This window comes from Marilutibacter chinensis (assembly GCF_021725675.1).
Taxonomy (GTDB): Bacteria; Pseudomonadota; Gammaproteobacteria; order Xanthomonadales; family Xanthomonadaceae; genus Marilutibacter; species Marilutibacter chinensis.
Genome location: NZ_JAKJPO010000005.1, coordinates 149,581 through 173,052, shown reverse-complemented (window position 1 = coordinate 173,052; position 23,472 = coordinate 149,581). Strand labels below are relative to the sequence as shown.

The following is a 23,472-nucleotide window of genomic DNA, read 5'->3' as shown; positions in this document are numbered from 1 at the left end:
GAACGCAGCCACGCCATCGGCAGGGCCGCGTCCACCCGCGCCGATCACCAGGGCAGCGGCGTGCCGTTGGCGTGCCAGAACGAACCGCTGTCGGCGGCGGCCAGCGTATCGAGGCGTTCGATCAGCTGGGCCGCCGATTCGTCGGGGCTGATCTCGCCGGCGTTGTTCACCATGTCGGTGGATACGAAGCCCGGATGCAACAGGAACACGTCGATCCCGCGCGGCTTGAGGTCGATCGCCAGCGACTTGCCGACCGCATTGACCGCCGCCTTCGACGCGCGGTAGCCGTAGTAGCCGCCGGAACCGTTGTCGGCGACCGAACCCATCCGGCTGGTGATGATGCCGATCCGGCTGCCCTCGCCGAGCAGGCCGGAAAGTCCCTGCACGGTCCGCAGCGGCCCGAGCGTGTTGATCTCGAACTGGCGACGCATCGCATCGAAACCGTCGCCGTCGATGTCGCCGAAGGTCTCGCGCGACAGGATGCCGGCATTGCAGACCAGCACGTCGATGCGCGTATGGCCGAGCCGTCCGGCCAGTTCGGCCAGTGCAGCGGCATCGGCGACGTCGACGCCGGTCTCGACCCGCGCGCCGATGGCGTCGAGCTCGGGGCTGGAATGACGGCAGACCGCGATCACCTTGTCGCCGCGGGCGGCGAAGCGACGGGTCAGGGCGAGGCCGATGCCACGGTTGGCGCCGGTGATGAGGACCGTTTTCATGGGCTGCTCCATGCTTGGGTGTCGTCATCATGGGGGCCGGAGGCGACAGGTTCCACCCGTCCGCACATCCGGCTAGACCCTGCGCAACCGGCGCGTCCGCGAATCGACCTCGAAGCGTACCCAGCGGCCCTGCGCCAGCGCCTCCCGCGGCTGCGGATAGAGGCAGGTCGCGCAAAGATCCGGCGGCAACTCGAAGAACCCGGCCCGCAACCCGTCGTCCGCGACGGTCACCAGGCCGTGGCCGTGGCGCACGGTCTGTGCGTAGCGGATCGCCTCGTTGCCCAGCGGCAGCAGCGCGTCCAGCGCGGCGACCAGGCGCCGGCCCGCTTCCGCCGATCCGGCGTCCGGGTCGGACTCGACGCTGCCTGCCATGATCGCGTTGAGGGTCTGCGAGGACACCGCCGGCACCGTGAACTCGATCGTGCGTGCCGCCAGCTGGGTGGCGAAGCCGGCATGGATGTCGCCCGACAGCACGACCACGCCGCCGGCCGGCTCGAACACTTCGTCGACCAGGCGCCGACGCTCGACCGGGAAGCCGTCCCACTGGTCGACGTTGAGGTAGAACCGGCGCCGGTACAACTCCGGCGCCTGCAGTTCGGGTCGGGTCAGGTCCAGCACCATCGAGGTCATCGACACCGAACTGGCGACCAGCTTCCAGCGTGCGTCGCTGGCCGCGATGCGCTCGGCAAGCCAGGCCGTCTGCGCATCGCCGAGCGCCGACGCCTGGCCTTCGGCCGCACGCAGCGCGGCGAGCAGGTCGTAGCTGTCCTTGACCACGAAGTAGCGGCTGCCGATGTCCTTGAACAGTGCGGTCTTGCCGAGCGCGATCCAGGGCAGGCCACGGGGCAGGCTTTCGTCGACCTCCGCCAGCGGTACCTCCATGAAGCCCGGCACCGCCGCGTTGTAGCGCTGCAGGATGCCGTTGAGCGCGACCACGGCGATTGGTGCATCGATGATCGCCGCGACGCGGCGGCGCGATGCGGCCGGATCCAGGCCCTCGTCGCGATACGCCTTCAGCAGCGCGCGGCGCAGCGCTTTGCGCCATCGCGGCCATTGCGGGTGGCCGGCATCGACATAGGGCAGCAGCTGCGCCCCCAGGTCGTCGAAATTCCCGCCGATCCGCGGCAGCAGGCGACGCAACGCGGGCTCGTCGTAGGCCAGCGCGCCGGGGAATGCGTCCTCCGGGATCAGGTGGTCCGGGCGGTGGCTGCGGTAATCGACCAGCAGCAGTTGCAGATTGCGGCCGAAGCGGAGCTCGCGCCACATCCGGGTGTGCGGGAACAGCCGTGCAGTGTCGACCGACTGCTGTCCGGCGGCGTCCTCCGGGCCGACATCGATGTCGACCGGCATGTATTCGAAGTAGGCCTGCTCGGCATTGACCCGGCGCGCGCCGGCGCGCTCGTCGTCCAGACCGTCGCTGTAGGTGCCGCGGTCCTGCCAGCAATCGTCGGAGAACTCGTGGTCGTCCCAGATCGCGACCAGGGGCGTGCTCGCGAGCAGTTGCTGCAGCACCGGATCGGTGCGCACGGTGCGGTGGATCTGGCGGTAGTTGTCGAGGCTGCACGCGGCCAGGTAGCCATGGCTGCCGCCGCGGACGATCGCGCCGGCAGTGTCGTCGAGCGCGATCCGACGCTCGTCGCCGAGGGTCTGGAAGCTCGGATCGCCGACGGATTCGTAGATGAAGTCGCCCAGGTGCAGGATGAAGTCGGGGCGTGGCGGCGCCGGCATTCCTTCGGGCAGCATACCGTCCAGCAACGTGCCATCCAGCAGCGGCAACAGGCTGTTGTACCAGCGGCCGCCGTAGTCCTGACAGCTGAGGACCGCGAAGCTGACCGGCTCGCTGCTGTCCGCCGCCGGCGCGGTGCGGGTGCGGCCGTGCGGCGACGCGATCCAGCCCTGCCCGGTCTCGCACAGGAACCGGTAGTGGTAATGCGTGCCCGGCGCCAGTCCGCGCAGCCGTACCCGCACGCAGTGGTCGGATACGGCTTCGGCACGCAGCTCACGCTCCGCCAGCAGCTCCTCGAACCCGGCGTCGAGCGCCACCTGCAGGCGCAGGACGACCGCCTCGCCGTTCCCCGCCGGCGCCCGCGTCCACAACATCACGGCGTCCGGCCGCGGGTCGCCGGAAGCCACCGACTGCGGAAACCGGCGCAGCCGCTCCGCTTCGCCCGCGTTCGCCGCCGCAACCGGCCACAGCGATGCGAACGGCAACGCGCTGGCGGTGATCGTCAATGCCTTCAGCAGGCGGCGGCGTTGCAGGTCGACTGTCATCGGAACTTCCTGTCCGCAGCGGCCCGAAGTGGCCGGAAAAGCCGGTGATCGTCGCGCCCACCGGTGTCGTTCTCGTGACAGTCCGAGGCACCCCGGCAGCGCAACAGAACTGCAACCGCCCGCTTCCATACTCCGGCGTTCGTTGCAGCCTGCCGTCCACTTCCACCCGGGGAACCCATGACGACGATCCGAACAGGCGACCGGCCCGGCCGACGCCTCCGTCCGCTCCATTGCGCATTGCAGCTGGCCATCGCCGCCATGCTTCCGGTCACCGCTTCCGCACAGCAGGCCGCGGACGCAGCCGCCGATCGCGACGCCGCGGTCGAACTCGACCGCATGGTGGTCACCGCGCAGAAGCGCGAGCAGCAGGTGCAGGAGGTGCCGATCGCGATCACCGCGTACTCCGGCGAGTTCATGGAGTCGCTGGGGGTGAGCACGATGGGCGACCTCAGCGGCTACGTGCCCGGCCTGCAGGTGCAGGAGCAGAGCCCGAACAACCCCGGATTCGTGATCCGCGGCATCACCTCCGACAGCGGCGCGGCCAACGTGCCTGCCCGCGTGTCGATCTTCCAGGACGGGGTGTCGCTTAGCCGTTCGCGTGGCGCATCGGTCGAGCTGTTCGACATGGAGCGGGTCGAGATCCTGCGCGGTCCACAGGGCACCCTGTTCGGCCGCGCGGCCGAGATCGGCGCGGTCCACCTGATCCAGAACAAGGCCGGCGGCGAGTTCGGCGGCGAGGTCGAGCTCGGCGTCGGCAACTACAACCAGCGCCGTTTTACCGGCGTGGTCAACGCGCCGATCGCCGACCAGGCGCTGTACGCGCGCCTGGCGGTGTTCGGCGAACAGTACGACGGCACCGTCGACAACCTGTCCGGCGGCGACCTCAACGGCAAGGACACCCGCGCCGTGCGCGGCAGCCTGGGCATGCTGATCGGCGAGATGAGCCGGATCGACGTGATCTTCAACTACCAGCGCGACACCCCACCGGGCACCGACTTCCGCAGCGGCACGATCCCGAACCGCCTCGGCAGCACCGACGTGTTCGGCCCCGCCGACCTGAACCGCGGCGACGCGCTGGGGCTGGACCGCAAGGTCTACGGCGCCACCGTGCTCGGCGATTTCGCGCTCAGCAACAACTGGACCCTGGACACGATCAGCGGCTGGCGACGCTTCGATTCGACCGAGGAGTTCGACGCCGACGGTTCGCGGATCGCCGCGCTGGAGTTCGCCGAGATCGCCGAGGGCGAGCAGTTCAGCCAGGAGTTCCGCTTCAACTACGACGCCGGCGGCGCGTTCGCCGGCTTCCTCGGCGCCGGCTACTTCTTCGAGGACGGTTCGCAGACGGTGCCGTTCACCACCGACGAGCGCAGCCTGCTGGCGCTGCTGTCGCACGATCCGAACGTACGCGCGGCGATCGCCCAGCTCGGCCTGAACCTGCCCGAGATCCCGGTGCTGCTGCCGGACGGCTCGCCGAACGTGAACTACCCGCTGCCGCCGCTGCCGTTGCCGCTGAACCCGGCGCACAGCGAGAGCTTCAGCAACTACGGCACGACCCGGGCCTGGGACGTGTTCGCCGATGGCACCTGGCGGATCAACGAGCGCTTCGAGTTGACCGCCGGCCTGCGCTACAGCCGCGAGGACATCGAGGCCGGCTACCAGGCCGATCCCGGCAGCGCGCCGTCGCTGCTCGGCGGCCTCGGCGCCGGGGTGCCGATGCCCGGCTCGCGCAACATCCTCAACCTGGCCACCGACGGTCGCCTGACCCGCAGCGGCAGCTCCGATTCCGTGGTCGGCCGCCTGGTCGGGCGCTACGCCTTCAGCGACACCCTCAGCGGCTACGCAAGCTATTCGCGCGGCCGCCGCCCGGAGGCGATCAACCTCTCGCCGACCGTGTCCGAAGACGTGCCGGCGGAGACCGTCGACAGCTACGAGATCGGCCTGAAGGGCAGCTCGGCCAGCAACCGCTTCGCCTGGGACGTGGCCGCGTTCCGCTACGAGTACGGCAACTTCCAGACCGACATCCCCAACCCCAGCGGCGGCACCCCGCTGTTCATCACCACCAACGCCGGCAACGCCACCGCGACCGGCGTCGAGGTCGCGATGAACGGCGAGCTCGTCCCGGGCCTGGTCGGCTTCTTCAACTACGCCTGGATCGACGCCACCTTCGACGACCGTGACGACGACGGCAACCCGCAGGCCTTCGCCGGCAACCGTTTCCGGCTGACCCCGGAGCATTCGGCCTCGCTCGGCCTGGACTGGCAGCTGCCGTTCGGCGCCGGCCACGCGTTCTATCTGCGTCCGTCCTACACCTGGCAGTCGCGGGTCCATTTCGAGGACGACAACACCGCCGGCTTGGAACAGGACGCCTACGGCCTGCTCAACCTGCGCGCCGGCGTGCGCCTGGACGACGGCCGCTGGGACATCGGCGTCTGGGGCCGCAACCTCGCCGACGAGGCGTACCTGATCGACGCCGGCAACACCGGCCGCCTGTTCGGCACCCCGACCTACATCCCCGGTTCTCCGCGGATGTACGGTGTGACCGTCCGCATGAAGTTCTGATGTTCATGCTCTCTCCCCCCGACCTGGGGTCGGGGGGAGAGGCGGCGTTCAAGGCGATGCGGACCGCTATAGTGGCCCCGATCAGACGACAGGATGCCGCCGACATGCGATCTCCATCGTTCCGGAACATGGGCCTGCTGGTTCTGCTCGCCGTGCTGCCGTTGGCCGGCCATGCCGCAGCGCCCGGCACGCACACGGTGCCCGATGCCGCCGCACTGGACGCCGAGATCCTGCGGGCGATGGACGCGACCGGCGCCGAAGGCATCGCGATGGCGGTCGTCGACGGCGGCGAGGTGGTGTATGTCGGCAGCCACGGCATCCGCAACGCCGACGGAGCGCCGCTGCGGACGGACACCGTCATGTACGGCGCCTCGCTGACCAAGGCCGCATTCGCCTACATGGTGATGCAACTCGTCGACGAGAAGACACTCGACCTCGATCGTTCGATCGCCGCCTACCTGCCCAGGCCGTTGCCCGGGTATCCGGACGAGGACAGGTACGCGCCCTGGCCCGATCTCGCCGACGATCCGCGATGGCGAGATATCACTCCGCGGATCCTGCTCACCCACAGCGCCGGCTTCGCCAACTTCGCCTTCCTCGAGCCCGATGGCAGGCTGCGCATCCATTTCGATCCCGGAAGCCGCTACGCCTATTCCGGGGAGGGCATGATCCTGCTGCAGTTCGTGCTCGAGCGCGGGCTCGGGCTCGATGTCGGCGAGCAGATGCAGCGCCGCGTGTTCGATCGCTTCGGCATGACGCGCACGGGCATGATGTGGCGCGAGGATTTCGCGGAGAACCTTGCCGACGGCTGGGGCGCGGACGGCACGGTCGAGCCGCACGACCAGCGCAGCAAGGTGCGTGCGGCCGGATCGATGGATACCACCATCGCCGACATGGCCCGGCTGGCCGCCGGCTACGTGCGCGGCGACGGGTTGTCGGATGCCGCCGCCGCGGAGCTCGTCCGCGCCCAGTTGCCGATCGCCTCGAAGAGCCAATTCCCGACCCTGCAGGATCCGCTGCCCCCCGACCGGCGCAGGCCCGGACTGGCGGCGGGCCTGGGCGTCGTGGTGTTCGAAGGCCCGCAGGGGCACGCGTTCTTCAAGGGCGGGCACAACGACGTCACCGGCAACACCTGGGTCTGCGTGCGGCGCGGGCAACGCTGCGTGGTGATTCTCGCCAACGATGTGCGCGCCGAGCGCGCGTTTCCGCATCTGGTTGCATTCGCCATCGGCGACACGGGAGCGCCATGGCAATGGGAGTACGGCGACACGGTCTTCTGGATGCCGCAGGCTCCCGCTCCCGACGGGCAGTGAGCGGCTGCTGGACGGCGGCTCACTGCCGGCGGGGCCGGGCTCCGGCAATGAGGCGCCGGTGGGCGTATGATCGCGACGGACCCGCCCGGCCACACCCCCGGGCGTGCCTCGCGGACACGGCTGCCGCCGCTGCTCCGCCCTGCCCCACGTTCCGCTGCGCCCATCCACTCGAAGGAGGTCGTCATGAACGCTCTGATCCAGCTGTGGCTCCCGGTCCTCGTCGCCGCGGTGCTGGTGTTCGTCGCCAGCAGCCTGATCCACATGGTGTTCAAGTGGCACAACCGCGATTACCGCAAGCTCGCCAACGAGGACGACGTGCAGGCGGCGATGCGCGCCGGCTCGCCGACGCCCGGGCTGTACACGCTGCCACACTGCACCGACATGAAGGCGATGCAGGAGGAGCCGATGCTGACGAAGCTGCGCGAAGGCCCGGTCGTGTTCATGACCGTATTCCGCAACGGCCCGCCGAGGATGGGCGCGTCGCTGCTGCAGTGGTTCGGGCTCAACCTGGCGATCGCCGCGATCGCCGCAATGCTGGCCGTGCATGTGCTCGGCACGTCGGTCCGCGCGCCGTACGCCGCCCACCTCGCCGGCGTGCTCGCCTTCCTCGCCTACGGCGGTGGCGGCGTGCAGGCCGGGATCTGGATGGGCAAACCGTGGGGCAGCGTCGCCAAGGACCTGCTCGACGCGCTGATCTACGGCGTGGTCACCGCACTGGCGTTCTGGTGGCTGTGGCCGGGCGGCTGAGCGCGTCGGCAGCACCCTGTAACCGCACGTCCCACAGGCGCAGCGCCTCCTCGGCGATCACGTCGGGCCGCTCCTCCGGCCAGAACAGCTTGTAGCCGGGCAATCGGCGTATGCCACGCGAACGGTCGAACGCACGGTCGAGATGATCGGCATCGTCCGGCGCGAAGATCGTGTCGGCCATGCCCCAGACGATCCGGGTCGGCACCCCGCAGCGGGCCAGGCGCGGACCGATCCCCGTCAGCGGGTTGCGTGCGAGTGCGACCGCGTAGGCATTGGCCAGCCTCCTGCGCCGCGGCGACGCAAGCAGTGGAGAGAAGTAGGCGTCGATCGCCTCGTCGGTCGGATGCCCGGGATCGGCGTAGCACATCGCGCCGATGCCTTCGGCCGATCGGGCCAGCACCGGATCGGCATGCCAGGGCGCGATCCACTCGTCGACCCAGCGGTTCTCGCGCGCCAGCGCGATCACCGGTGCCATCGCTGCCGGCGGGCTGTTGATCTCGGTGTCGCAGTTGCTCAGCAGCAGCGAGCGCACCCGCTGCGGATGCGATGCGACCAGCAACTGCGCGGCCTGGCCACCGCTGTCGTTGGCGACCACATCGACACTATCGATCCCCAGCGCATCCAGCAGCGCGAGCAGCATGCCGACCTGCGCATCCGGCGCGAGGCTCTGTCCGTCGCCGGCCTCGCTATGGCCGAGACCAAGGAAGTCCGGGGCGATGCAGCGGCGATACGGCGCCAGCCGCGCAATCGCGCCGCGCCACTGGAAGCTGTTGAGCGGGAAGCCATGCAGGAACAGCGCCGCCTCGCCTTCGCCATGATCGATGCAGGCCACGTTGCCGAAGTCCGTACGGACGAAGCGGCACAGCCGATGCCAGTCGGCCGCGTCGATCGCGTCCTTCGCCACAGTGGCCGCTGCCGGCCCCGGCAGCAGGCGCGGGCCGGCGGAGGCGGCGCTCGCCAGCGTGCAGAGCGTCAGTGCGATGAATTCCCTGCGTTGCATGTCGCTCTCTCCTGTCGGGGATCGTCCCGTTCGACGAAGAGCTTGCGGACGCTCCGGCATCGCGACAATGACGTCCCGGGTCATCGCATGATGACCTCGCAGGTCATGGTTCCCGGCAATGGCAGGCCCTATGCTGGGCTGCGTCCCGTGCCAGCGAATCGCGATGCCCCTCGTACAGACCCACGATGTCCAGGCCGGCCTGCTGCTGCGCGAATGGCGGCGCGCCCGCCGCTGGAGCCAGTTGGACCTGGCGCTGTCGGCGGGCATATCGGCGCGTCACCTCAGCTATGTGGAAACCGGCAAGGCGCAACCCAGCCGCGAGATGGTCGGGCGCCTCGCCGATGCGCTGGAAATGCCGCTGCGCGAGCGCAACGCACTGCTGGTCGCGTCCGGCTATGCACCGCAGTATCCCGAGCACGGACTGGACGCACCGCAGATGGCCCGGATCCGTCAGGCGATCGACTTCATCCTGCAACAGCACGAACCCTACCCCGCGTTCGTTATGAACCGGCACTGGGACATCCTGCTCGCCAACGACGCGGCCGTCCGGCTCAACCGCCATCTGCTCGACGGCCGCGACAGCCCGCATCGCAACATGCTGCGGCACTTCTTCGACCCCGGCGATCTGCGCGCACGGGTCGACAACTGGGAGGAAGTCGCCGGAGAACTGCTGCGCCATCTGCACGCGCTGGCCGCGTCGGCTCCGTCGGACCTGAAGGCGCGCGCCCTGCTCGACGAGGTCACCGCATTCCCGGGCGTGCCGTCGCAATGGCGGCGCCGCGAACTCGGCAGCGTGCCGGCGCCGGTACTGAACGTGGTGTTCCGGCACGACGGACGCACCCTGGGCTTCTTCTCCACCCTCACCACGTTCGGCACGCCACGGGACATCACCGTGGACGAGCTGCACATCGAGTGCTGCTTCCCCGCCGACGCCGCGACTGCCGCGTTCTGCCACGCGCTGAAGGAACGGGAGCCGACCGCGGTGGCGTGCCGGTCGAACGGCGAAGCCCTGCAGGCGGAGCCGCGTTGAAACGGCACGGCCCTGGGGCATGCGGCTTCGAAGCGCGCGGCTTCGAACCGTGCAGAAAACGTCAGGATCGCGCCACGGGCCGCTGCCGCCAGGCGATCGCGAACACCGCCAGGCCGGCGATCGCGGTGGCGGCGCCGACGTAGCCGGTCGAAGTCCAGCCCAGCCCGGCAGTGATCGCCATGCCGCCCAGCCACGGCCCGAGCGCGTTGGCGGTGTTGAACGCGGAGTGGTTGGAAGCCGCCGCCAGCGTCTGCGCGTCGCCGGCGACATCCATCAGGTGCGCCTGCAGCACCGGCGCCAGCGCGCCCATCGTGCCGACCGCGACCACCGCCGGCAGCAGCGTCCACATCGAATGCGCGGCGAACGGAAACACGAGCAGCAGCGCCGCCGACCACAGCAGGATCACCGCCACCGCCCGGAACTGCAGGCGATCGAACAGCCAGCCGCCGGCCAGGCTGCCGAGGATGCCGCCGACGCCGAACGCGAGCATGCCGAACGGCGTCCAGGCCTCCGGCATCCCGGTGACCTGGATCATCGTCGGCGCCAGGTAGCTGAACACGCAGAACATGCCCGCGAAGCCGATCGCGCCGACGCCCAGCGCCAGCCATACCGGCGCGCGGTTGAAATCGCGCAGTTCGCGGATCGGATCGGCACGCGGCTCGTGCGGATCCGGCGGCAGCGTCAGTAGCAGCGACACCATCGTCGCCACCGCGATCAGCGACACCACGCCGAACGCATAGCGCCAGTCCAGCGACTGCCCCAGCCAGGTCGCCAGCGGATTGCCGACCAGCAGCGCGACTGCCAGCCCCAACAGCACCCGGCTGACCGCGGTGCCACGCCGTTCCGGCGGGCTGATCGAGGCGGCGACCAGCGAGGCGACACCGAAGTAGGCGCCATGCGGCAGCCCGGCGACGAATCGCGCCAGCAGCATCGTCCCGTAGTTCGGTGCCAGCGCGCTGGCCAGGTTGCCGAGCGCGTAGAACGCCATCAACGCCAGCAACAGCGGTCGCCGCCGCAGGCGCGCGCCGAGGATCGCCAGCAATGGCGCGCCGATCACCACGCCGAGCGCATAGACGCTGATCACGTGGCCAACCCGCGGCTCGTCGACGTCGAGCCCGTGCGCGATGTCCGGCATCAGCCCCATCACCACGAACTCGCTGGTGCCGATCGCGAAGCCGCCCATCGCCAGCGCGAACAGGATCGCGCGCACGGCCGCCGCCGGCAGGACGCGCGCGGCGGGGGCTGTCGGGATGCCGGAATCGGCCATGGGTGGGACTCGCAAGGCAGCGGGGCGGACGGGCGTCATTGTTGTGCATTGCAGCAATGCAGGGAAGGCCAATACTGCACCGCAGCGTTGCCGGATGCGGCGGTATCGCCGCGAATACGATTGCAGGCCAGCCACGCGCCGTGCGCCGGCGGGCCGCGGTTCCCCGGTCCCACGCTGGCCGTCCGACCGCGCCGGTCGCGTTCCCGCCGATATCCACACCCGATCCACGCGCCTTCCGTGGAGGCCCCCGATGCACCGCGCGATGTCCGACGCGCGTACCGGAGCCGGACGCCGGCCGACCGCAGTCGACGACACGACGGCCGGCGATGGCCGCTATCGGATCACCGTCCAGGACGAGGCGGGCTTCTCGATGCGGCGGCTGTGCCCGCTCCGGCACACCTACTGCGATCATCCGCTGTTGCGGATCGAACGCCTGGCCGCGCTCGCGCACAGGCTGATGCCGACCCGGCAGTGCCGGTTCATCGTGCCGGGACTGACCGAGGCATCGAAATTCGACCATCGCTCGCGGCCGCTCGACGGACGCGGCATCGACGAGATCTTCGAGCATATCGAGGAGCCGGGCTCGTGGATCGCGCTCTACAACATCCAGACCGAGCCGGAGTACCAGGCCTTCGTCTGGGAGATCCTGCACAGCGCCGGCCGGCTCCTGCAGGGCCGCGAGCGCCCGTACGAAGCCCGCGGTTTCCTGTTCATCTCGGCGCCTCCATCGCTGACGCCCTTCCACATCGACCGCGAGAACAACTTCTGGCTGCAGATCCGTGGCCGCAAGACCCTCAACCTCTGGGACCATACCGATCGCGTCGCCGTCGCCGCGCGCGACGTCGAGGACTTCATCGTCACCCGTTCACTGGAGAACGTCGGGCTGAGCGACGCCGCCCGTCCGCGGGTCCACGTGTTCGAGTGCGGCCCCGGCGACGGCGCCTACTTCCCCTGCACCACCCCGCACATGACCCGTAGCGACCGCTCGTGGGTGACGCCCGGCGATGCGATCTCGATTTCGTTCGGCGTGGTGTTCTACACCCCCGCCACCCGGCGACAGGCCTACGCGTTCGCAGCCAACCGCTTGCTCCGGCGGGCCGGCATCGAGCCGCGGATGCCCGGCGCGCACGACTGGCTGGACCGGGCCAAGCGGCCGTTGGGCACGATCGAGATGGCGCTGCAGCGACGGCACGGCTTTCCGGACCCGCACGGATTCTGAAGCTTCCCGCGGCGTCGCTCCGACCCCGATGCAGCAGACCATCATCCGACCGGCGGTGACCTGTCGCGTTCCGCGCAGGCGTTCGCTGCGAATACGGTCGCGCCCACCGGCACACGCCCGTGCCGAACAACGCAAGGAGGTTCCCTGCATGAAGTTCTCCGCTCCCCCGGCTTCCATTCCGGCTCCCGTCCTGGCTTCCGCCGTGCTGGCGCTGCTGCTGTGCGCACCGGCGGAGCCGGCCGTGGCATCCGGCACGACGCCCGCTGCGCGTATCGCCGACGAACCGGCTGCGGCCGGCAAACGGCACAGGCACCGGCTCACCTATCCCGCGCACGCGCTGTCGTTCGGTTTCGCGCCGTTCGCCCTGCATCCGCGCGGCGTCGACTGGCCTGGACTGAACGGAAACATGAGCCTGACCTTGCGCCGGCCGGCCGACTACAAGGGCGGCCCGGTGCGGCTGACCCTGTTCCACCAGGTGATGAGCGACGACGCCGGCGAGATCACCTTCACCGTGACCCCGGTGACGCTGAACCACGGCGACAGCTTCGAAACCTACGGCAGCGTCGCAAGCGACACCGTGCCCGCGCCGATGACGCTGACGATCCTGCTCGAACAGTCCGCGCTGATCCCGCCAGGCAACGGCTTCTTCCCGGACGGCGACTGGTGGTACTTCGAGATCCGCCGCCAGGGCAGCTACGCCGGTCCGCTGCGGATCATGTCGGTCGCGATCGACTACTGAACGGACGACGGACCGACAGCGGCGGCGACGCTGCCGGCCACCGGCAGGCGGCGCCGATCATGCCAGCCGGATCCGATCGGGGAACCGGCTCCAGATCGCGATCCATGGCGGTTAGTATGCGCGGAACGCATCGCGTGCCGCCGGAGATCCACATGCGCGCCGCACAGGCCGCCCTCACCCGTTTCGCCGCCTGGCTTCTGCCCCTTGCGCTCGTCACCAGCGCATGCGCACCGCGGGTGCGCCCCGGACCGGCAGCGTCGACGACGCAGGCGGTGCATCCGATGCCGCCGGATGCGGCCTGCCCGGAGCTGTTCGCCGCGGTCCAGGCCGGCTGGCTGTTCGAGGACCAGAAGCTGTTCGCCGACGCGGTGCCGAAGCGCGCACCGGCGGCGATCGAGGCCGACTTTCTCGCGCGGCGGACGCAGTCGGGTTTCGACCTGCGGCATTTCGTCGACGAGAACTTCATCCTGCCGCAGCCGGTGGAATCCGCAGCGGTCGAAAGCCACGACAGCCTGCGCGCGCACATCGATGCGTTGTGGCCGCTGCTCACCCGGCGCACGCCGGAACCGCTCGCGCACGACAGTCTGCTGCCGCTGCCGCACGCCTACATCGTTCCCGGCGGCCGCTTCCGCGAGGTGTATTACTGGGATTCGTACTTCACCATGCTGGGACTGGTGGAAAGCGGCGAGCATGCGCTGTCGCGGCAGATGCTCGACAACTTCGCCCATCTCATCGACGTCTGGGGCCACATCCCCAATGGCAACCGCAGTTACTATCTCAGCCGATCGCAGCCGCCGTTCTTCTCGCACATGGTGGCACTGGAGGCGCGCGACGACCCCGACCTGCCGGTGCGCTACCTGCCGCAGTTGCGCCGCGAGCACGCGTACTGGATGGACGGTAGCGAGGGCCTGCCGCGCGGCCAGGCCGCGCGTCGCGTTGTGCGCCTGCACGACGGCAGCCTGCTGAACCGCTACTGGGACGACCGCGACGTGCCGCGCCCCGAGTCCTTCATGCAGGACCGCGAAACCGCGGCGGCCTCGGGCCGGCCCGCCGCGGAGGTCTACCGCGACCTGCGCGCCGGCGCCGAGAGCGGCTGGGACTACTCCAGCCGCTGGCTCGACGACGGCGGACCGGGCACCGGCATGGCCCTGCACACCATCCGCACCAGCGCGATCGTGCCGGTCGACCTCAACAGTCTGCTGCACCACCTCGAGACCACCATCGCCGAGGCCTGCAGGCGCGCCGGCGACGATGGCTGCGCGCGCGAGTACGGGGCGCTGGCGGAACGTCGCGCTGCCAGCATCCATGCGCACCTGTGGCACGAAGACGGCTACTACACCGACTACGACTGGCAACGCGGCCGTCGCCGCGACGGGCTCACCGCGGCCGCGCTGTACCCCCTGTTCGCCGGCATCGCGCCCCCGGAACGCGCCCGCCGTACCGCCGCCACCGTGCGTCGCGACCTGCTGCGTGCCGGCGGCCTGGTCACCACCACCGTCGATACCGGCCAGCAGTGGGATGCGCCCAATGTCTGGGCGCCGATGCAATGGGTGGCCGTCGCCGGCCTGCGCCATCACGACGAGAACGCCCTTGCCCGCGACATCGCCCAGCGCTTCCTCGGCAATGTGAAGGTCGTGTTCGATCGCGAACGCAAGTTGGTCGAGAAGTACGACGCCGATGGCGCGCTGCAGGGCGGCGGCGGCGGCGAGTACCCTCTGCAGGACGGGTTCGGCTGGACCAACGGCGTGGTGCTGAAGCTGTTCGAGGTCTATCCGGAGCTGGAGGAAACGGCCCGCCATGTGCCGGCGCTCGCGGCCGATGCGTCAAGCGACGCCCATCCGGCGTTCACGGCGGCCCGGACGCCGCCGGCCAACGATGGGGGGCCGGATCCGGAATGATCCAGGACGCGGGAGCGGCGGCGGTCCGCACCGGGGAAGTACGCGACGACGCACTCGGCGAGCACTCGTCGAAGTCCACGCCGTGGCTCGAGTCACTTCCGGCACATCACGGTGCGGACGCTTCGAACGACACTGTGGCCACCGCCATCCCGGAGGCCCAGACCTTGCATCGTGCTCCGTTCGCCGCCCTGGCTGCCGCGCTGGTCCTCTCCGTACCGGCGCATGCCGCCGAGCCGGAACACTGCCATTCCGGCGCCTACCTGTTCGAGGACCGGCTGCCGGCGATCCGGACGTTCCTCGACGTCCCCTACGATCTGGAGCACGACCCGTTGCCGACCCTGCGCGCTCGACGTGCTGCAACTTTGGCTGCTCGCCGGAGACGATACCGAGGCGCCGATCGCGACGACCCTCACCCGCCTGCAGAGGCTCGAGCGCGAAGGCAGGCCGATCGACGTCATCGTCTTCCCGCAGGCCGATCACGGCATGATCGCCGTCGAACCCGGTCCCGACGGAGGCCTTGCCGGCACCACGGCGCCCGGCTATTTCGAACGCCTTGGCGACTGGATACTGCGCCAGTCCCGGCACGCCGCGCGGGACTGATCCTCCGGCACCCGACATGCTGGCCATGAGCCTTCCGTTCCGTTTCGCCGTGCTTTCCACGTTGCTGGCCATCTCCGCCATCTCGTTGGCGACCGAACCCGTGGCCAGCGTGCGCGTCACCTTCGACCGCGACGGCATCACCGCGGTCGAGGCGCATGGCCTGGCCGACATCGAGGCCGGCCGCGCGGTCACCGTCGACGACCCGGTCCGGATCGCCTCGGTCTCCAAGCTGATCGTCGCGGTGGGCGCGATGCGGCTGGTGGAGGCCGGGACGCTGGACCTGGACGCGGACGTGTCCGATCTGCTCGGCTGGCCGCTGCGCCACCCGCGGTTCCCGGACACGCCGATCACCCTGCGCCAGCTGCTGTCGCATCGCGCGAGCCTGACCGACGCCGCCGGCTACTACGATGTGCCGCTGGACGGCGAGCTGCGCGACATCGTCAGGGATCCGCGCGCATGGGATGACGGGCACGTGCCGGGCACGTACTTCCGCTACGCCAATCTCGGTTTCCCGCTGGTGGCCTCGGCAATGGAGAACGCGACCGGCGAGCGCTTCGACCGGCTGATGGGACGGCTGGTGCTGCAGCCGCTCGGCATCGACGCCTGCTTCAACTGGGAATCGTGCAGCGACGCCACCCTCGCCCATGCGGTGGTGCTGTACGACGGCGATCGCCAGCCGGTCCGCGACGACCTGCGTGGACGCCGTCCGGACTGCGCGGTCAACCGGTCGAGCACCGGCGACTGCGATCTGTCGCACTGGCGGGCCGGCCGCAATGGCGCGCTGTTCTCGCCGCAGGGCGGACTGCGGATTTCCGCATCGGGGCTGGCGAGGATCGGACGCCTGCTGCTCGGCGGGGGCGAGATCGACGGGGTGCGCCTGCTCTCGCCCGCCTCGGTGCGCACGCTGACCACGCCGGCGTGGACCTACAGGCCCGGCAACGGCCAGAGCGTGGAGGAAGACGACAGCAGCCAGTCGCGGCGCGGCTTCTTCTGCCGCTACGGCCTCGCGGTGCAGACCCTGGCGACCCCGCATCCGGATTGCGGCGACGATCCGTTCGGCGACGGCATCGCCCGCATCGGTCATTCGGGTTCGGCCTACGGCCTGCTGTCGGGACTGTGGGTCGACCCCGCAGGCGGTACCGGCGTCGCCTATTTCGCCACCGGCGTGCCGGATGCGGGGCGCGGCGCGCATTCGTCCTTCACCGCGATCGAGGAGCGCCTTGCGTCCGGTACCGCGCGGTCGGCCGGGAAGCCTGACATCGAGACCGGCGACGTGACCCGGTTCTTCGAGACATTCGACGCCGCCGGCGGCATGCCCGACGCCGGGCAGTTGCAACGCGGGTACCTGGACCCGGGCACGCCGGGGCTTCGCGAGTTCGTGCAAGGCCGGATCGGATCGGCGCAGAAGCTGGCCGACAGCATCGGCCGGAAGCCTGAACTGTATGCCGGGGCCAGACGCTGCGCGGCCATGCTGCCGGGCATCCGCGATGATGTGGCGCGTTCGCTCGACAAGCTGCGGCGGGTGCTGCCGGAAGCACGCTTTCCTCCGGTGACCATCGTGGTCGGCCGCGGCAACTCGGGCGGCACCACCACGCCCTCGGGCGTGATCATCGGCCTGGAAACACTGTGCAGCGCCGAATGGCTGCAGCCGGACCTGCGCGCGCGCTTCGCCCACCTGATCGCGCACGAGTACGCGCACATCCAGCAGCCCGGCGCCCGGATCGACGCGCCGCCGGGCACGCCGCTGCTGTACATGGCGCTGCTCGAGGGGGGCGCGGAACTGCTCGGCGAGATCATCTCCGGCCAGGTTGCCAACGTGCATCTGCAACGCTGGACCCGTGGCCGGGAGTGCGAGATCGGACGGGAGTTCGTCCGCGACGCCGGAGGCGCCGACTACAGCCGCTGGCTGTACAACGGCGTCGGCAATGAGGAACGCCCCGGCGATCTCGGCTATTGGGTCGGGTATCGGATCGCCGCCGCCTACCATGCCCGGTCCGGCGACAGGCATGCCGCGCTGCGCAGGATTCTCGACGTGACGCCTGCCACCGCCGGCAAACTCCTGCGGCAAAGTGGATGGCAACCGCAATGCGGCGACAGGCGCCACGTCCCCGCGCCTACATCGGCAGCGCCGTCGTCTTCTTGACCGTGCGCAGCGCCAGTGTCGACTGCACGCGCACCACGCCGGGCAGCTGGGTCAGGATCTCGGTGTGGATGCGCTCGAAGTCGGCGGCGTCGGCATAGGCGACCCGCACCATGTAGTCGGCGGCACCGGCGAGCAGGCAGCACTCGGTCACCTCGGGATGCTGCTGGATCGCGGTCTCGAACGCGTCCAGCGCGGTACGTCCCTGCTGGTCGAGGGTGACCAGGACGAAGGCGGTGCCGGGCAGACCGGCCAGTTCCTCGTCCAGCAGCATCACGTAGCGCGCGATCAGCCCGCGCTCCTCCAGCAGCTTGACCCGGCGCAGGCACGCCGACGGCGACAGGTTGATGCGCTGGGCCAGTTCCATGTTGGTCAGCCGCCCGTCCTCCTGCAGCAATCGGAGGATCGCGCGGTCGCGCTCATCGAGGCCCGGAGGAATGGAACGCATGTAATTTCAATATTTGGCCAAGCAACCGCAGACAATGCGACTTTTCCGGGCCAGCGGCAACCAGTTTGGAAAGAAAGTGCGTGGTCGTTCGTTCATACTGCCGGGCACTCAGCCCCGCCGTCCTGATCGCTCATTCACGCCCGCGGAGCGACGGTAGCAGCGCTGCAGAAACGGTTCCGGATCGATTCGGGACAGGCCGAGGCGGCCTTTCACGGGACCGCCTCATTCCCGTCCCGCATCGCTCCTGCCGCGTTCCGCAGGCCGGTCACGACAGCGCCACTCCAACCCAGAGAACCCCGCCATGCGCATCGGCGTCCCCAGCGAAATCAAAGTCCACGAGTACCGCGTCGGCCTCATTCCCTCGTCCGTGCAGGAACTGGTCCACCACGGCCATGAGGTCACCGTGCAATCCGGCGCCGGCCTCGGCATCGGCCTGAGCGACGACGACTATGTCGCTGCCGGCGCGACCATTGCCGCGAGCGCCGACGAGGTGTTCGCCCAGGCCGACATGATCGTCAAGGTCAAGGAGCCGCTGGCCGAGGAGCGCGCCCGTCTGCGACCGGGCCAGGTCCTGTTCACCTACCTGCACCTGGCCCCGGATGCGCCGCAGACCCACGACCTGATCAAGTCGGGCGCGGTCTGCATCGCCTATGAAACCGTCACCGCCGCCAACGGTTCGCTGCCGCTGCTGACGCCGATGTCCGAGGTCGCCGGCCGTCTCGCGCCGCAGGTCGGCGCGCATGCGCTGGAGAAGGCGCAGGGCGGTCGCGGCGTGCTGCTCGGCGGCGTGCCCGGCGTGCCGGCGGCGGAAGTCGTCGTGCTCGGCGGCGGCGTGTCCGGCACCCACGCGACCACGATCGCGATCGGCATGGGCGCGAACGTGACCGTCGTCGACCGCTCGGCCGACGCGCTCAAGCGCCTGGCGACCCAGTTCGGAACCTCGATCTCCACCGTGTTCTCGACCCGCCAGGCGATCGAGACCCTGGTCGCCCGCGCCGACCTGCTGATCGGCACCGTGCTGATCCCCGGCGCCGCGGCGCCCAAGCTGGTCACCCGCGAGATGGTGAAGACGATGAAGCCGGGCTCGGTGATCGTCGACGTCGCGATCGACCAGGGCGGCTGCGTAGAGACCTCGCGCGCGACCACCCATGCCGAACCGACCTACGTCGTCGACGACGTCGTCCACTACTGCGTCGCCAACATGCCCGGCGCGGTCGCCCGCACCTCGACCTTCGCGCTGAACAACGTGACCCTGCCGTTCACGCTGGCGCTGGCCAACAAGGGCTGGAAGCAGGCGCTCGCCAGCGACGCCCACCTGCGCAACGGCCTGAACGTCTGCGAGGGCAAGGTGACCTGCGAACCGGTCGCCCAGGCCCACGGCCTGGCCTACGTGCCCGCGGAGCAGGTGTTGGGGCTCTGACCCGTCGCGGCCGGCGGCCGCTTCCCGGACTACATGGACGGGCCCCGCGCGGGCCCGTCTTTTTTGGCTTCCGGCACCCGCTCGCCGACGCAGCAATCCGTCGCAATGACGCGGCCGAATCCGGCCAGCTTCGCCTGCGTCCGCTGCCCACACTGTGCGCCCCTTCCACGGAGCACGCATACGACATGGCAGCACAGACACTGACCGGCAAGGTCGCGATCATCACCGGCGCCAGCTCGGGCATCGGACGCGCGGCGGCCCTGCGATTCGCCCGCGAGGGCGCGCGCATCGTGGCCGGAGCGCGGCGCGCGGACGCGCTCGCGCAGCTGGTCGACGAAATCGAGCGTGCCGGCGGCGAAGCGGTCGCGTGCGACGGCGATGTCCGCGACGAAGCCCACGCGGACCGGCTGGTCGACACCGCGCTCGAGCGCTTCGGCCGTCTCGACATCGCCTTCAACAACGCAGGCAGCGTCGGCGCGATGGCACCGGTGACGCAGATGAACGTCGACGACTGGCGCGACACCCTCGACACCAACCTGACCGGCATGTTCCTCGGCGCCCGCCGGCAACTGGCGGCGATGCTCGAAGCCGGACGCGGCTCGATCATCTTCACCTCGACCTTCGTCGGCCACACCGTCGGCATGCCCGGGATGGCCGCCTACGCCGCCGCCAAGGCCGGCGTGATCGGCCTGACCCAGGTGCTCGCCGCCGAGGCGGGCCCACGCGGCGTGCGCGTCAATGCCCTGTTGCCCGGCGGCACCGATACGCCCGGCGCGCGCGACTTCACCCAGGCGCCGGAGTCGCGCGCCTTCGTCGAAGGGCTGCATGCGCTCAAGCGCATCGCCGATCCCGCCGAGATCGCGGAAGCCGCGCTGTTCCTCGCATCGGATGCGTCCAGCTTCGTCACCGGCAGTGCGATGCGGGTCGACGGCGGCGTGTCGATCAATCGCACCTGAGTCCCGAGCGGCTGGCGGTATCGCCCGTCCCGGTCCCCTGACCCCGGCGGCGCCGGTGGTCCGGGAACCGGGTGGAGCCACCTTTGGCCGTCAGTGCAGGCCGCCGCTGGCGACGATCTGCTCGCCGGTCAGCCAGCGCGAGTCGTCGGAGGCGAGGAAGACCGCGATCGAGGCGATCTCGTCCGGCTGGCCGACGCGGCCCAGCGGGGTCTGTGCGACCACGCCCGCCTCCATCTCCGAACCGATGACCCCGGCGGTGCGGGTGCCCTCGGTCTCGACGATGCCCGGGTTGATCGCGTTGACGCGGATCCCTCGCTCGGCCAGTTCCTTCGACAGCACCCCGGTGATCGCGTCCACCGCACCCTTGGTGCCGGTGTAGACCGCGGTATTCGGCGGCGTGACCCGGGTCACCACCGAACTGACGTTGATGATGCTCGCGCCCTCGCCCATGTGCCTGGCGGCCGCCTGGGTGGTCAGCAGCAGGCCGAGCACGTTGATGTCGAAGTGGCGGTGGAAATGCGCCTCGTCGATCTCCTCCAGCGGCGCGAAACCGTAGACGCCGGAGTTGTTGACGAGGATGTCGAGGCGGCCGAAGTGCTCGATCGCGGCACCGACGATCGCCCGCGCCCCGGCCAGATCGGAGACGTCGCCCTGTACCGCGACGGCACGGCCGCCGGCGGCGGCGATCTTCGCGACGACGGCATCGGCACCGTCCCGGCTCGACGCGTAGTTGACGACGACCGCCGCGCCTTCGGCGGCCAGTGCGGTGGCGATGGCGGCACCGATGCCCTTGGAGGCGCCGGTGACGACGGCGACCTTGTTCTGCAGCTTGCTCATGTCGATTGTCCTGGTGGGAGACTGGGAGAGAGGTGGCGCGACGGCGGCGCACCTGGCCGCCATCGACCCGGATGAACTGCGAGCGCAGGCGCGCCCGCAAAAGAGCCGGAACAGGGAATGAGCATCCCGCGGGCGGGAAGGCGGGAACGGTGGCCCGGTCGCAGGAGCGTCCGTGGGAGCGGCGCAAGCCGCGACGGGCCTTGATGGAAGTCTCATCGTGGCTCGCGCCGCTCGGGCCCTACCGGCGCGTCGGCACCCTGACGGCGTGCTGTCGGTTCGACAGGACGTCCGGTCCGGCCGGATCGGACGACGCCCGGCCGGGCCACAACGAGCATCGCGGCATCGTCCCGCTGCCGGAGCCCGTCATGACCACCCTCGTCCGCCGCGGCCTTCATGGCCTGCGCTACACCCTGTTCACCGTATCCAGCCTGCTGGTCGCGGCCTATGCCTTCGCGTTCCTGCGGATGCGGCCGTTCAACCCGGACGATCCGTTCATGGCCAAGTTCGCGGTGTCCGGAATCGACGTGCCGATGCACTTCTTCGGTGCCGGCCTGGCCCTGCTGCTGGTGCCGCTGCAGGCCAGCGGCTGGATCCGCCGACGACTGCCCGCGCTGCACCGCACCGGCGGCTGGCTGTATGCGGGCGGCGTGCTGATCGGCGGCCTGGGCGGGTTCTCGCTGGCATTCGACGCGCACGGCGGCTGGGCCTCGGGCGCGGGCTTCCTGCTGCTGTCGGTGCTGTGGCTGGCGGTCACCGCCAATGGCATCCGCCTCGCCGTCGCCGGCGACTTCGTCCGCCACCGGCGCTGGATGAGCCACAGCCTGGCGTTGACCTTCGCCGCAGTGACCCTGCGGGTGATCCTGTTCGTCGGCACCGGACCGCTGGCGCTGCCGTTCGATGCGGTCTACATCTTTTCCGCATGGACGAGCTGGTCGCTGAACATGGCGCTGTGCGAACTGCGGCTGCGTTGGCCGCAGTGGCGCGGACAGTGACGACGCCCGGACGGCGGCGCCCCGCCGCACCTTCGCGGCGGATCCGGGCACCCGGGAGCGGGTCAGGGAACCGTCGTCGTCCGGGCGTGCCGCGCCCGCCATGCGCTCGGCGTCGCCCCGGTCTCGCGCTTGAACGCGGCGTTGAACGTCGACTTGGACGTGAATCCACAGGCGTAGGCGATGTCGAGGATCGTACGCCCGTCGTCCGGATCGGCGAAGCAGCGGCGGGCGGCGCCGATCCGCTGGCGGTTGACGTAATCCCAGAAGGTGCAGCCGAAGCCGCGGTTGATCGCCAGCGAAACCAGGTACTCGGGGTAGCCGCTGCGACGGGCGACCTGGGCGATCGTCAACGCCGGCGCCAGATACAGCGCCTCCTCTTCCATCAGCCGCTCCAGCCGCGCCTGCACGTCGGGCAGGCGCGGGTCGTCGGCGGATCCGGTGGAACCGACGGAGTCGACGATCGACGCGGCCGCGCTGCCGGCGGGATCGTCAGGCGCCGCGACGTCGCCGGCACCGGTCCCGGCACACGCTTCCTCCGCGTCGCGCTGCCGTTCCGGCGACACCGGCGCCTGCATCAACCCGAGGTAGCCGAGCACGCAGGCCCAGGCCGCGACCGCACCGTAGATCGACAGGTAGTCGATGCCACGGATGCGGGTGGTGTCGTGCAGCAACGCGATCGCCCAGATCACCACCTGCCCCAGCGCCATCGCCACCACCCAGCGCAGCGACATGCGGTCGGCATCGGAGCGGCGCTCGCGCACCTCGCGCCGGTAGCGGACCACGCGCAGCAGCGCGGCCGCCACGTAGCTCAGGCTCCATGCATACAGGAACACGCTGTACCACGGCACCGGCGGCGGAAGCGCATGCGAGAGCCACTGCCGCATCATCGCCTCGTTGAGCGCCGCATCCGCGAGCAGCGCCGGCCCGAGCAGACCAAGCGCGACCGCGAAGCCCGCCAGATGCAGCACGTCGCGCCACGCCAATCGGCGCGCGGTGGTCAGCGTGCGGACATACAGGTAGAAGAAGACGCCGTACACGAACGGAAGCGCGCCGACCGGCAGCAGGACACGGAACAGCCACGGTGCCGGCGCCGCCAGGAATGCCGCCTTCACCGCCAGATCGAAGCCGACCACGCCCAGCCACGCCGCCAGCAGCCGGTTGGCCGCGGCGTTCGCCGGTCGCCGCCACAACGCCAACGCCAGCAATGCCGCCTGCGCGGCTCCGATCGCATAGACGACGATCCAATGACTGGCGGGAGCCGGGCTCATGGGTTCGGGATTATGTCAGGCAGCGCAGGCCGCGGACCCGCGGGCCGGTCGC

At 70.1% G+C, this 23,472-nt stretch carries 19 protein-coding genes; 12 read left to right on the top strand and 7 right to left on the bottom strand.

The features are described from left to right. Window positions 1-44: 44 nt before the first annotated feature. Both L3V18_RS10720 and L3V18_RS10715 read right to left on the bottom strand, forming a co-directional pair. Window positions 45-716, bottom strand: coding sequence for an SDR family oxidoreductase (locus tag L3V18_RS10720; protein ID WP_237054695.1), 672 nt, complete (start codon window positions 714-716; stop codon window positions 45-47). A gap of 72 nt (window positions 717-788) precedes the next feature. Further along, window positions 789-2,987: an alkaline phosphatase D family protein gene (locus tag L3V18_RS10715; RefSeq protein WP_237054693.1), complete on the bottom strand. Its 2,199-nt coding sequence runs from the start codon at window positions 2,985-2,987 to the stop codon at window positions 789-791. Between the two features lie 258 nt (window positions 2,988-3,245). Between L3V18_RS10715 and L3V18_RS10710 the strand changes: the two genes are divergently transcribed. The 3 genes from L3V18_RS10710 (at window position 3,246) to L3V18_RS10700 (ending at window position 7,606) form a co-directional block, all read left to right on the top strand. After that, window positions 3,246-5,546: a TonB-dependent receptor gene (locus L3V18_RS10710; protein WP_237054691.1), complete on the top strand. Its 2,301-nt coding sequence runs from the start codon at window positions 3,246-3,248 to the stop codon at window positions 5,544-5,546. A 104-nt stretch (window positions 5,547-5,650) separates the two neighbouring features. Next, window positions 5,651-6,859 (top strand): serine hydrolase domain-containing protein, encoded by a 1,209-nt coding sequence (locus tag L3V18_RS10705; RefSeq protein WP_237054689.1) that lies wholly within the window; start codon window positions 5,651-5,653, stop codon window positions 6,857-6,859. Window positions 6,860-7,042: 183 nt separating this feature from the next. Continuing rightward, complete coding sequence (locus tag L3V18_RS10700) at window positions 7,043-7,606, top strand: hypothetical protein (protein WP_237054687.1); 564 nt, start codon at window positions 7,043-7,045, stop codon at window positions 7,604-7,606. Here the strand turns inward: L3V18_RS10700 and L3V18_RS10695 are convergent. Beyond that, window positions 7,566-8,606 carry an alpha/beta fold hydrolase gene (locus tag L3V18_RS10695; RefSeq protein WP_237054685.1) on the bottom strand — a complete coding sequence of 347 codons (1,041 nt, stop codon included), beginning with the start codon at window positions 8,604-8,606 and terminating at the stop codon, window positions 7,566-7,568. The genes L3V18_RS10700 and L3V18_RS10695 overlap by 41 nt on opposite strands. A 163-nt stretch (window positions 8,607-8,769) precedes the next feature. Here L3V18_RS10695 and L3V18_RS10690 point away from each other — a divergent pair, with 163 nt between their 5' ends. Further along, complete coding sequence (locus L3V18_RS10690; RefSeq protein WP_237054683.1) at window positions 8,770-9,636, top strand: helix-turn-helix domain-containing protein; 867 nt, start codon at window positions 8,770-8,772, stop codon at window positions 9,634-9,636. Between the two features lie 61 nt (window positions 9,637-9,697). Here L3V18_RS10690 and L3V18_RS10685 read toward each other — a convergent pair whose 3' ends face one another. Beyond that, the gene (locus L3V18_RS10685; RefSeq protein ID WP_237054876.1) at window positions 9,698-10,819 is read right to left on the bottom strand and encodes an MFS transporter; all 1,122 of its coding nucleotides are present in this window, start codon (window positions 10,817-10,819) and stop codon (window positions 9,698-9,700) included. Window positions 10,820-11,153: 334 nt separating this feature from the next. On the opposite strand from L3V18_RS10685, the gene L3V18_RS10680 reads away from it, so the two are divergent. The 5 genes from L3V18_RS10680 to L3V18_RS10660 all read left to right on the top strand — a co-directional run bounded on the left by L3V18_RS10680 (window position 11,154) and on the right by L3V18_RS10660 (window position 17,502). Next, window positions 11,154-12,122 carry a hypothetical protein gene (locus tag L3V18_RS10680; protein ID WP_237054681.1) on the top strand — a complete coding sequence of 323 codons (969 nt, stop codon included), beginning with the start codon at window positions 11,154-11,156 and terminating at the stop codon, window positions 12,120-12,122. 148 nt (window positions 12,123-12,270) lie between these two features. Continuing rightward, entirely contained in the window at window positions 12,271-12,861 is a 591-nt protein-coding gene (locus tag L3V18_RS10675) for a hypothetical protein (protein ID WP_237054679.1), read from the top strand. A 152-nt stretch (window positions 12,862-13,013) separates the two neighbouring features. After that, entirely contained in the window at window positions 13,014-14,759 is a 1,746-nt protein-coding gene (gene treA / locus L3V18_RS10670) for an alpha,alpha-trehalase TreA (protein WP_255783927.1), read from the top strand. Window positions 14,760-15,110: 351 nt separating this feature from the next. Next, window positions 15,111-15,359, top strand: a complete 249-nt coding sequence (locus L3V18_RS10665) for a hypothetical protein (protein ID WP_237054677.1) — start codon at window positions 15,111-15,113, stop codon at window positions 15,357-15,359. Window positions 15,360-15,384: 25 nt separating this feature from the next. After that, window positions 15,385-17,502 carry a serine hydrolase gene (locus L3V18_RS10660; protein ID WP_237054675.1) on the top strand — a complete coding sequence of 706 codons (2,118 nt, stop codon included), beginning with the start codon at window positions 15,385-15,387 and terminating at the stop codon, window positions 17,500-17,502. On the opposite strand, the gene L3V18_RS10655 is transcribed toward L3V18_RS10660, so the two are convergent. Next, window positions 17,474-17,947 carry an Lrp/AsnC family transcriptional regulator gene (locus L3V18_RS10655; protein WP_237054673.1) on the bottom strand — a complete coding sequence of 158 codons (474 nt, stop codon included), beginning with the start codon at window positions 17,945-17,947 and terminating at the stop codon, window positions 17,474-17,476. The two genes, L3V18_RS10660 and L3V18_RS10655, sit on opposite strands and share 29 nt — an antisense overlap. A 301-nt stretch (window positions 17,948-18,248) precedes the next feature. On the opposite strand from L3V18_RS10655, the gene ald reads away from it, so the two are divergent. Beyond that, window positions 18,249-19,367 (top strand): alanine dehydrogenase, encoded by a 1,119-nt coding sequence (ald, locus tag L3V18_RS10650; RefSeq protein WP_237054672.1) that lies wholly within the window; start codon window positions 18,249-18,251, stop codon window positions 19,365-19,367. Window positions 19,368-19,552: 185 nt separating this feature from the next. Beyond that, window positions 19,553-20,323 carry an SDR family oxidoreductase gene (locus L3V18_RS10645; RefSeq protein ID WP_237054671.1) on the top strand — a complete coding sequence of 257 codons (771 nt, stop codon included), beginning with the start codon at window positions 19,553-19,555 and terminating at the stop codon, window positions 20,321-20,323. Window positions 20,324-20,413: 90 nt separating this feature from the next. Here L3V18_RS10645 and L3V18_RS10640 read toward each other — a convergent pair whose 3' ends face one another. Continuing rightward, window positions 20,414-21,160: a glucose 1-dehydrogenase gene (locus L3V18_RS10640; protein WP_237054670.1), complete on the bottom strand. Its 747-nt coding sequence runs from the start codon at window positions 21,158-21,160 to the stop codon at window positions 20,414-20,416. A 365-nt stretch (window positions 21,161-21,525) separates the two neighbouring features. Here L3V18_RS10640 and L3V18_RS10635 point away from each other — a divergent pair, with 365 nt between their 5' ends. Then, the gene (locus L3V18_RS10635; protein WP_237054669.1) at window positions 21,526-22,152 is read left to right on the top strand and encodes a DUF2306 domain-containing protein; all 627 of its coding nucleotides are present in this window, start codon (window positions 21,526-21,528) and stop codon (window positions 22,150-22,152) included. A 62-nt stretch (window positions 22,153-22,214) separates the two neighbouring features. Here L3V18_RS10635 and L3V18_RS10630 read toward each other — a convergent pair whose 3' ends face one another. Next, entirely contained in the window at window positions 22,215-23,420 is a 1,206-nt protein-coding gene (locus tag L3V18_RS10630; protein ID WP_237054668.1) for a helix-turn-helix domain-containing protein, read from the bottom strand. Window positions 23,421-23,472 lie beyond the last annotated feature (52 nt).

What these genes read in the sequence shown, in the direction of transcription:
- L3V18_RS10720 (WP_237054695.1), bottom strand. Translation starts at nt 716, where the DNA reads ATGAAAACGGTCCTCATCACCGGCGCCAACCGTGGCATCGGCCTCGCC.
- L3V18_RS10715 (WP_237054693.1), bottom strand. Translation starts at nt 2,987, where the DNA reads ATGACAGTCGACCTGCAACGCCGCCGCCTGCTGAAGGCATTGACGATC.
- L3V18_RS10710 (WP_237054691.1), top strand. Translation starts at nt 3,246, where the DNA reads ATGCTTCCGGTCACCGCTTCCGCACAGCAGGCCGCGGACGCAGCCGCC.
- L3V18_RS10705 (WP_237054689.1), top strand. Translation starts at nt 5,651, where the DNA reads ATGCGATCTCCATCGTTCCGGAACATGGGCCTGCTGGTTCTGCTCGCC.
- L3V18_RS10700 (WP_237054687.1), top strand. Translation starts at nt 7,043, where the DNA reads ATGAACGCTCTGATCCAGCTGTGGCTCCCGGTCCTCGTCGCCGCGGTG.
- L3V18_RS10695 (WP_237054685.1), bottom strand. Translation starts at nt 8,606, where the DNA reads ATGCAACGCAGGGAATTCATCGCACTGACGCTCTGCACGCTGGCGAGC.
- L3V18_RS10690 (WP_237054683.1), top strand. Translation starts at nt 8,770, where the DNA reads ATGCCCCTCGTACAGACCCACGATGTCCAGGCCGGCCTGCTGCTGCGC.
- L3V18_RS10685 (WP_237054876.1), bottom strand. Translation starts at nt 10,819, where the DNA reads ATGGGCGGCTTCGCGATCGGCACCAGCGAGTTCGTGGTGATGGGGCTG.
- L3V18_RS10680 (WP_237054681.1), top strand. Translation starts at nt 11,154, where the DNA reads ATGCACCGCGCGATGTCCGACGCGCGTACCGGAGCCGGACGCCGGCCG.
- L3V18_RS10675 (WP_237054679.1), top strand. Translation starts at nt 12,271, where the DNA reads ATGAAGTTCTCCGCTCCCCCGGCTTCCATTCCGGCTCCCGTCCTGGCT.
- treA (WP_255783927.1), top strand. Translation starts at nt 13,014, where the DNA reads ATGCGCGCCGCACAGGCCGCCCTCACCCGTTTCGCCGCCTGGCTTCTG.
- L3V18_RS10660 (WP_237054675.1), top strand. Translation starts at nt 15,385, where the DNA reads ATGAGCCTTCCGTTCCGTTTCGCCGTGCTTTCCACGTTGCTGGCCATC.
- L3V18_RS10655 (WP_237054673.1), bottom strand. Translation starts at nt 17,947, where the DNA reads ATGCGTTCCATTCCTCCGGGCCTCGATGAGCGCGACCGCGCGATCCTC.
- ald (WP_237054672.1), top strand. Translation starts at nt 18,249, where the DNA reads ATGCGCATCGGCGTCCCCAGCGAAATCAAAGTCCACGAGTACCGCGTC.
- L3V18_RS10645 (WP_237054671.1), top strand. Translation starts at nt 19,553, where the DNA reads ATGGCAGCACAGACACTGACCGGCAAGGTCGCGATCATCACCGGCGCC.
- L3V18_RS10640 (WP_237054670.1), bottom strand. Translation starts at nt 21,160, where the DNA reads ATGAGCAAGCTGCAGAACAAGGTCGCCGTCGTCACCGGCGCCTCCAAG.
- L3V18_RS10635 (WP_237054669.1), top strand. Translation starts at nt 21,526, where the DNA reads ATGACCACCCTCGTCCGCCGCGGCCTTCATGGCCTGCGCTACACCCTG.
- L3V18_RS10630 (WP_237054668.1), bottom strand. Translation starts at nt 23,420, where the DNA reads ATGAGCCCGGCTCCCGCCAGTCATTGGATCGTCGTCTATGCGATCGGA.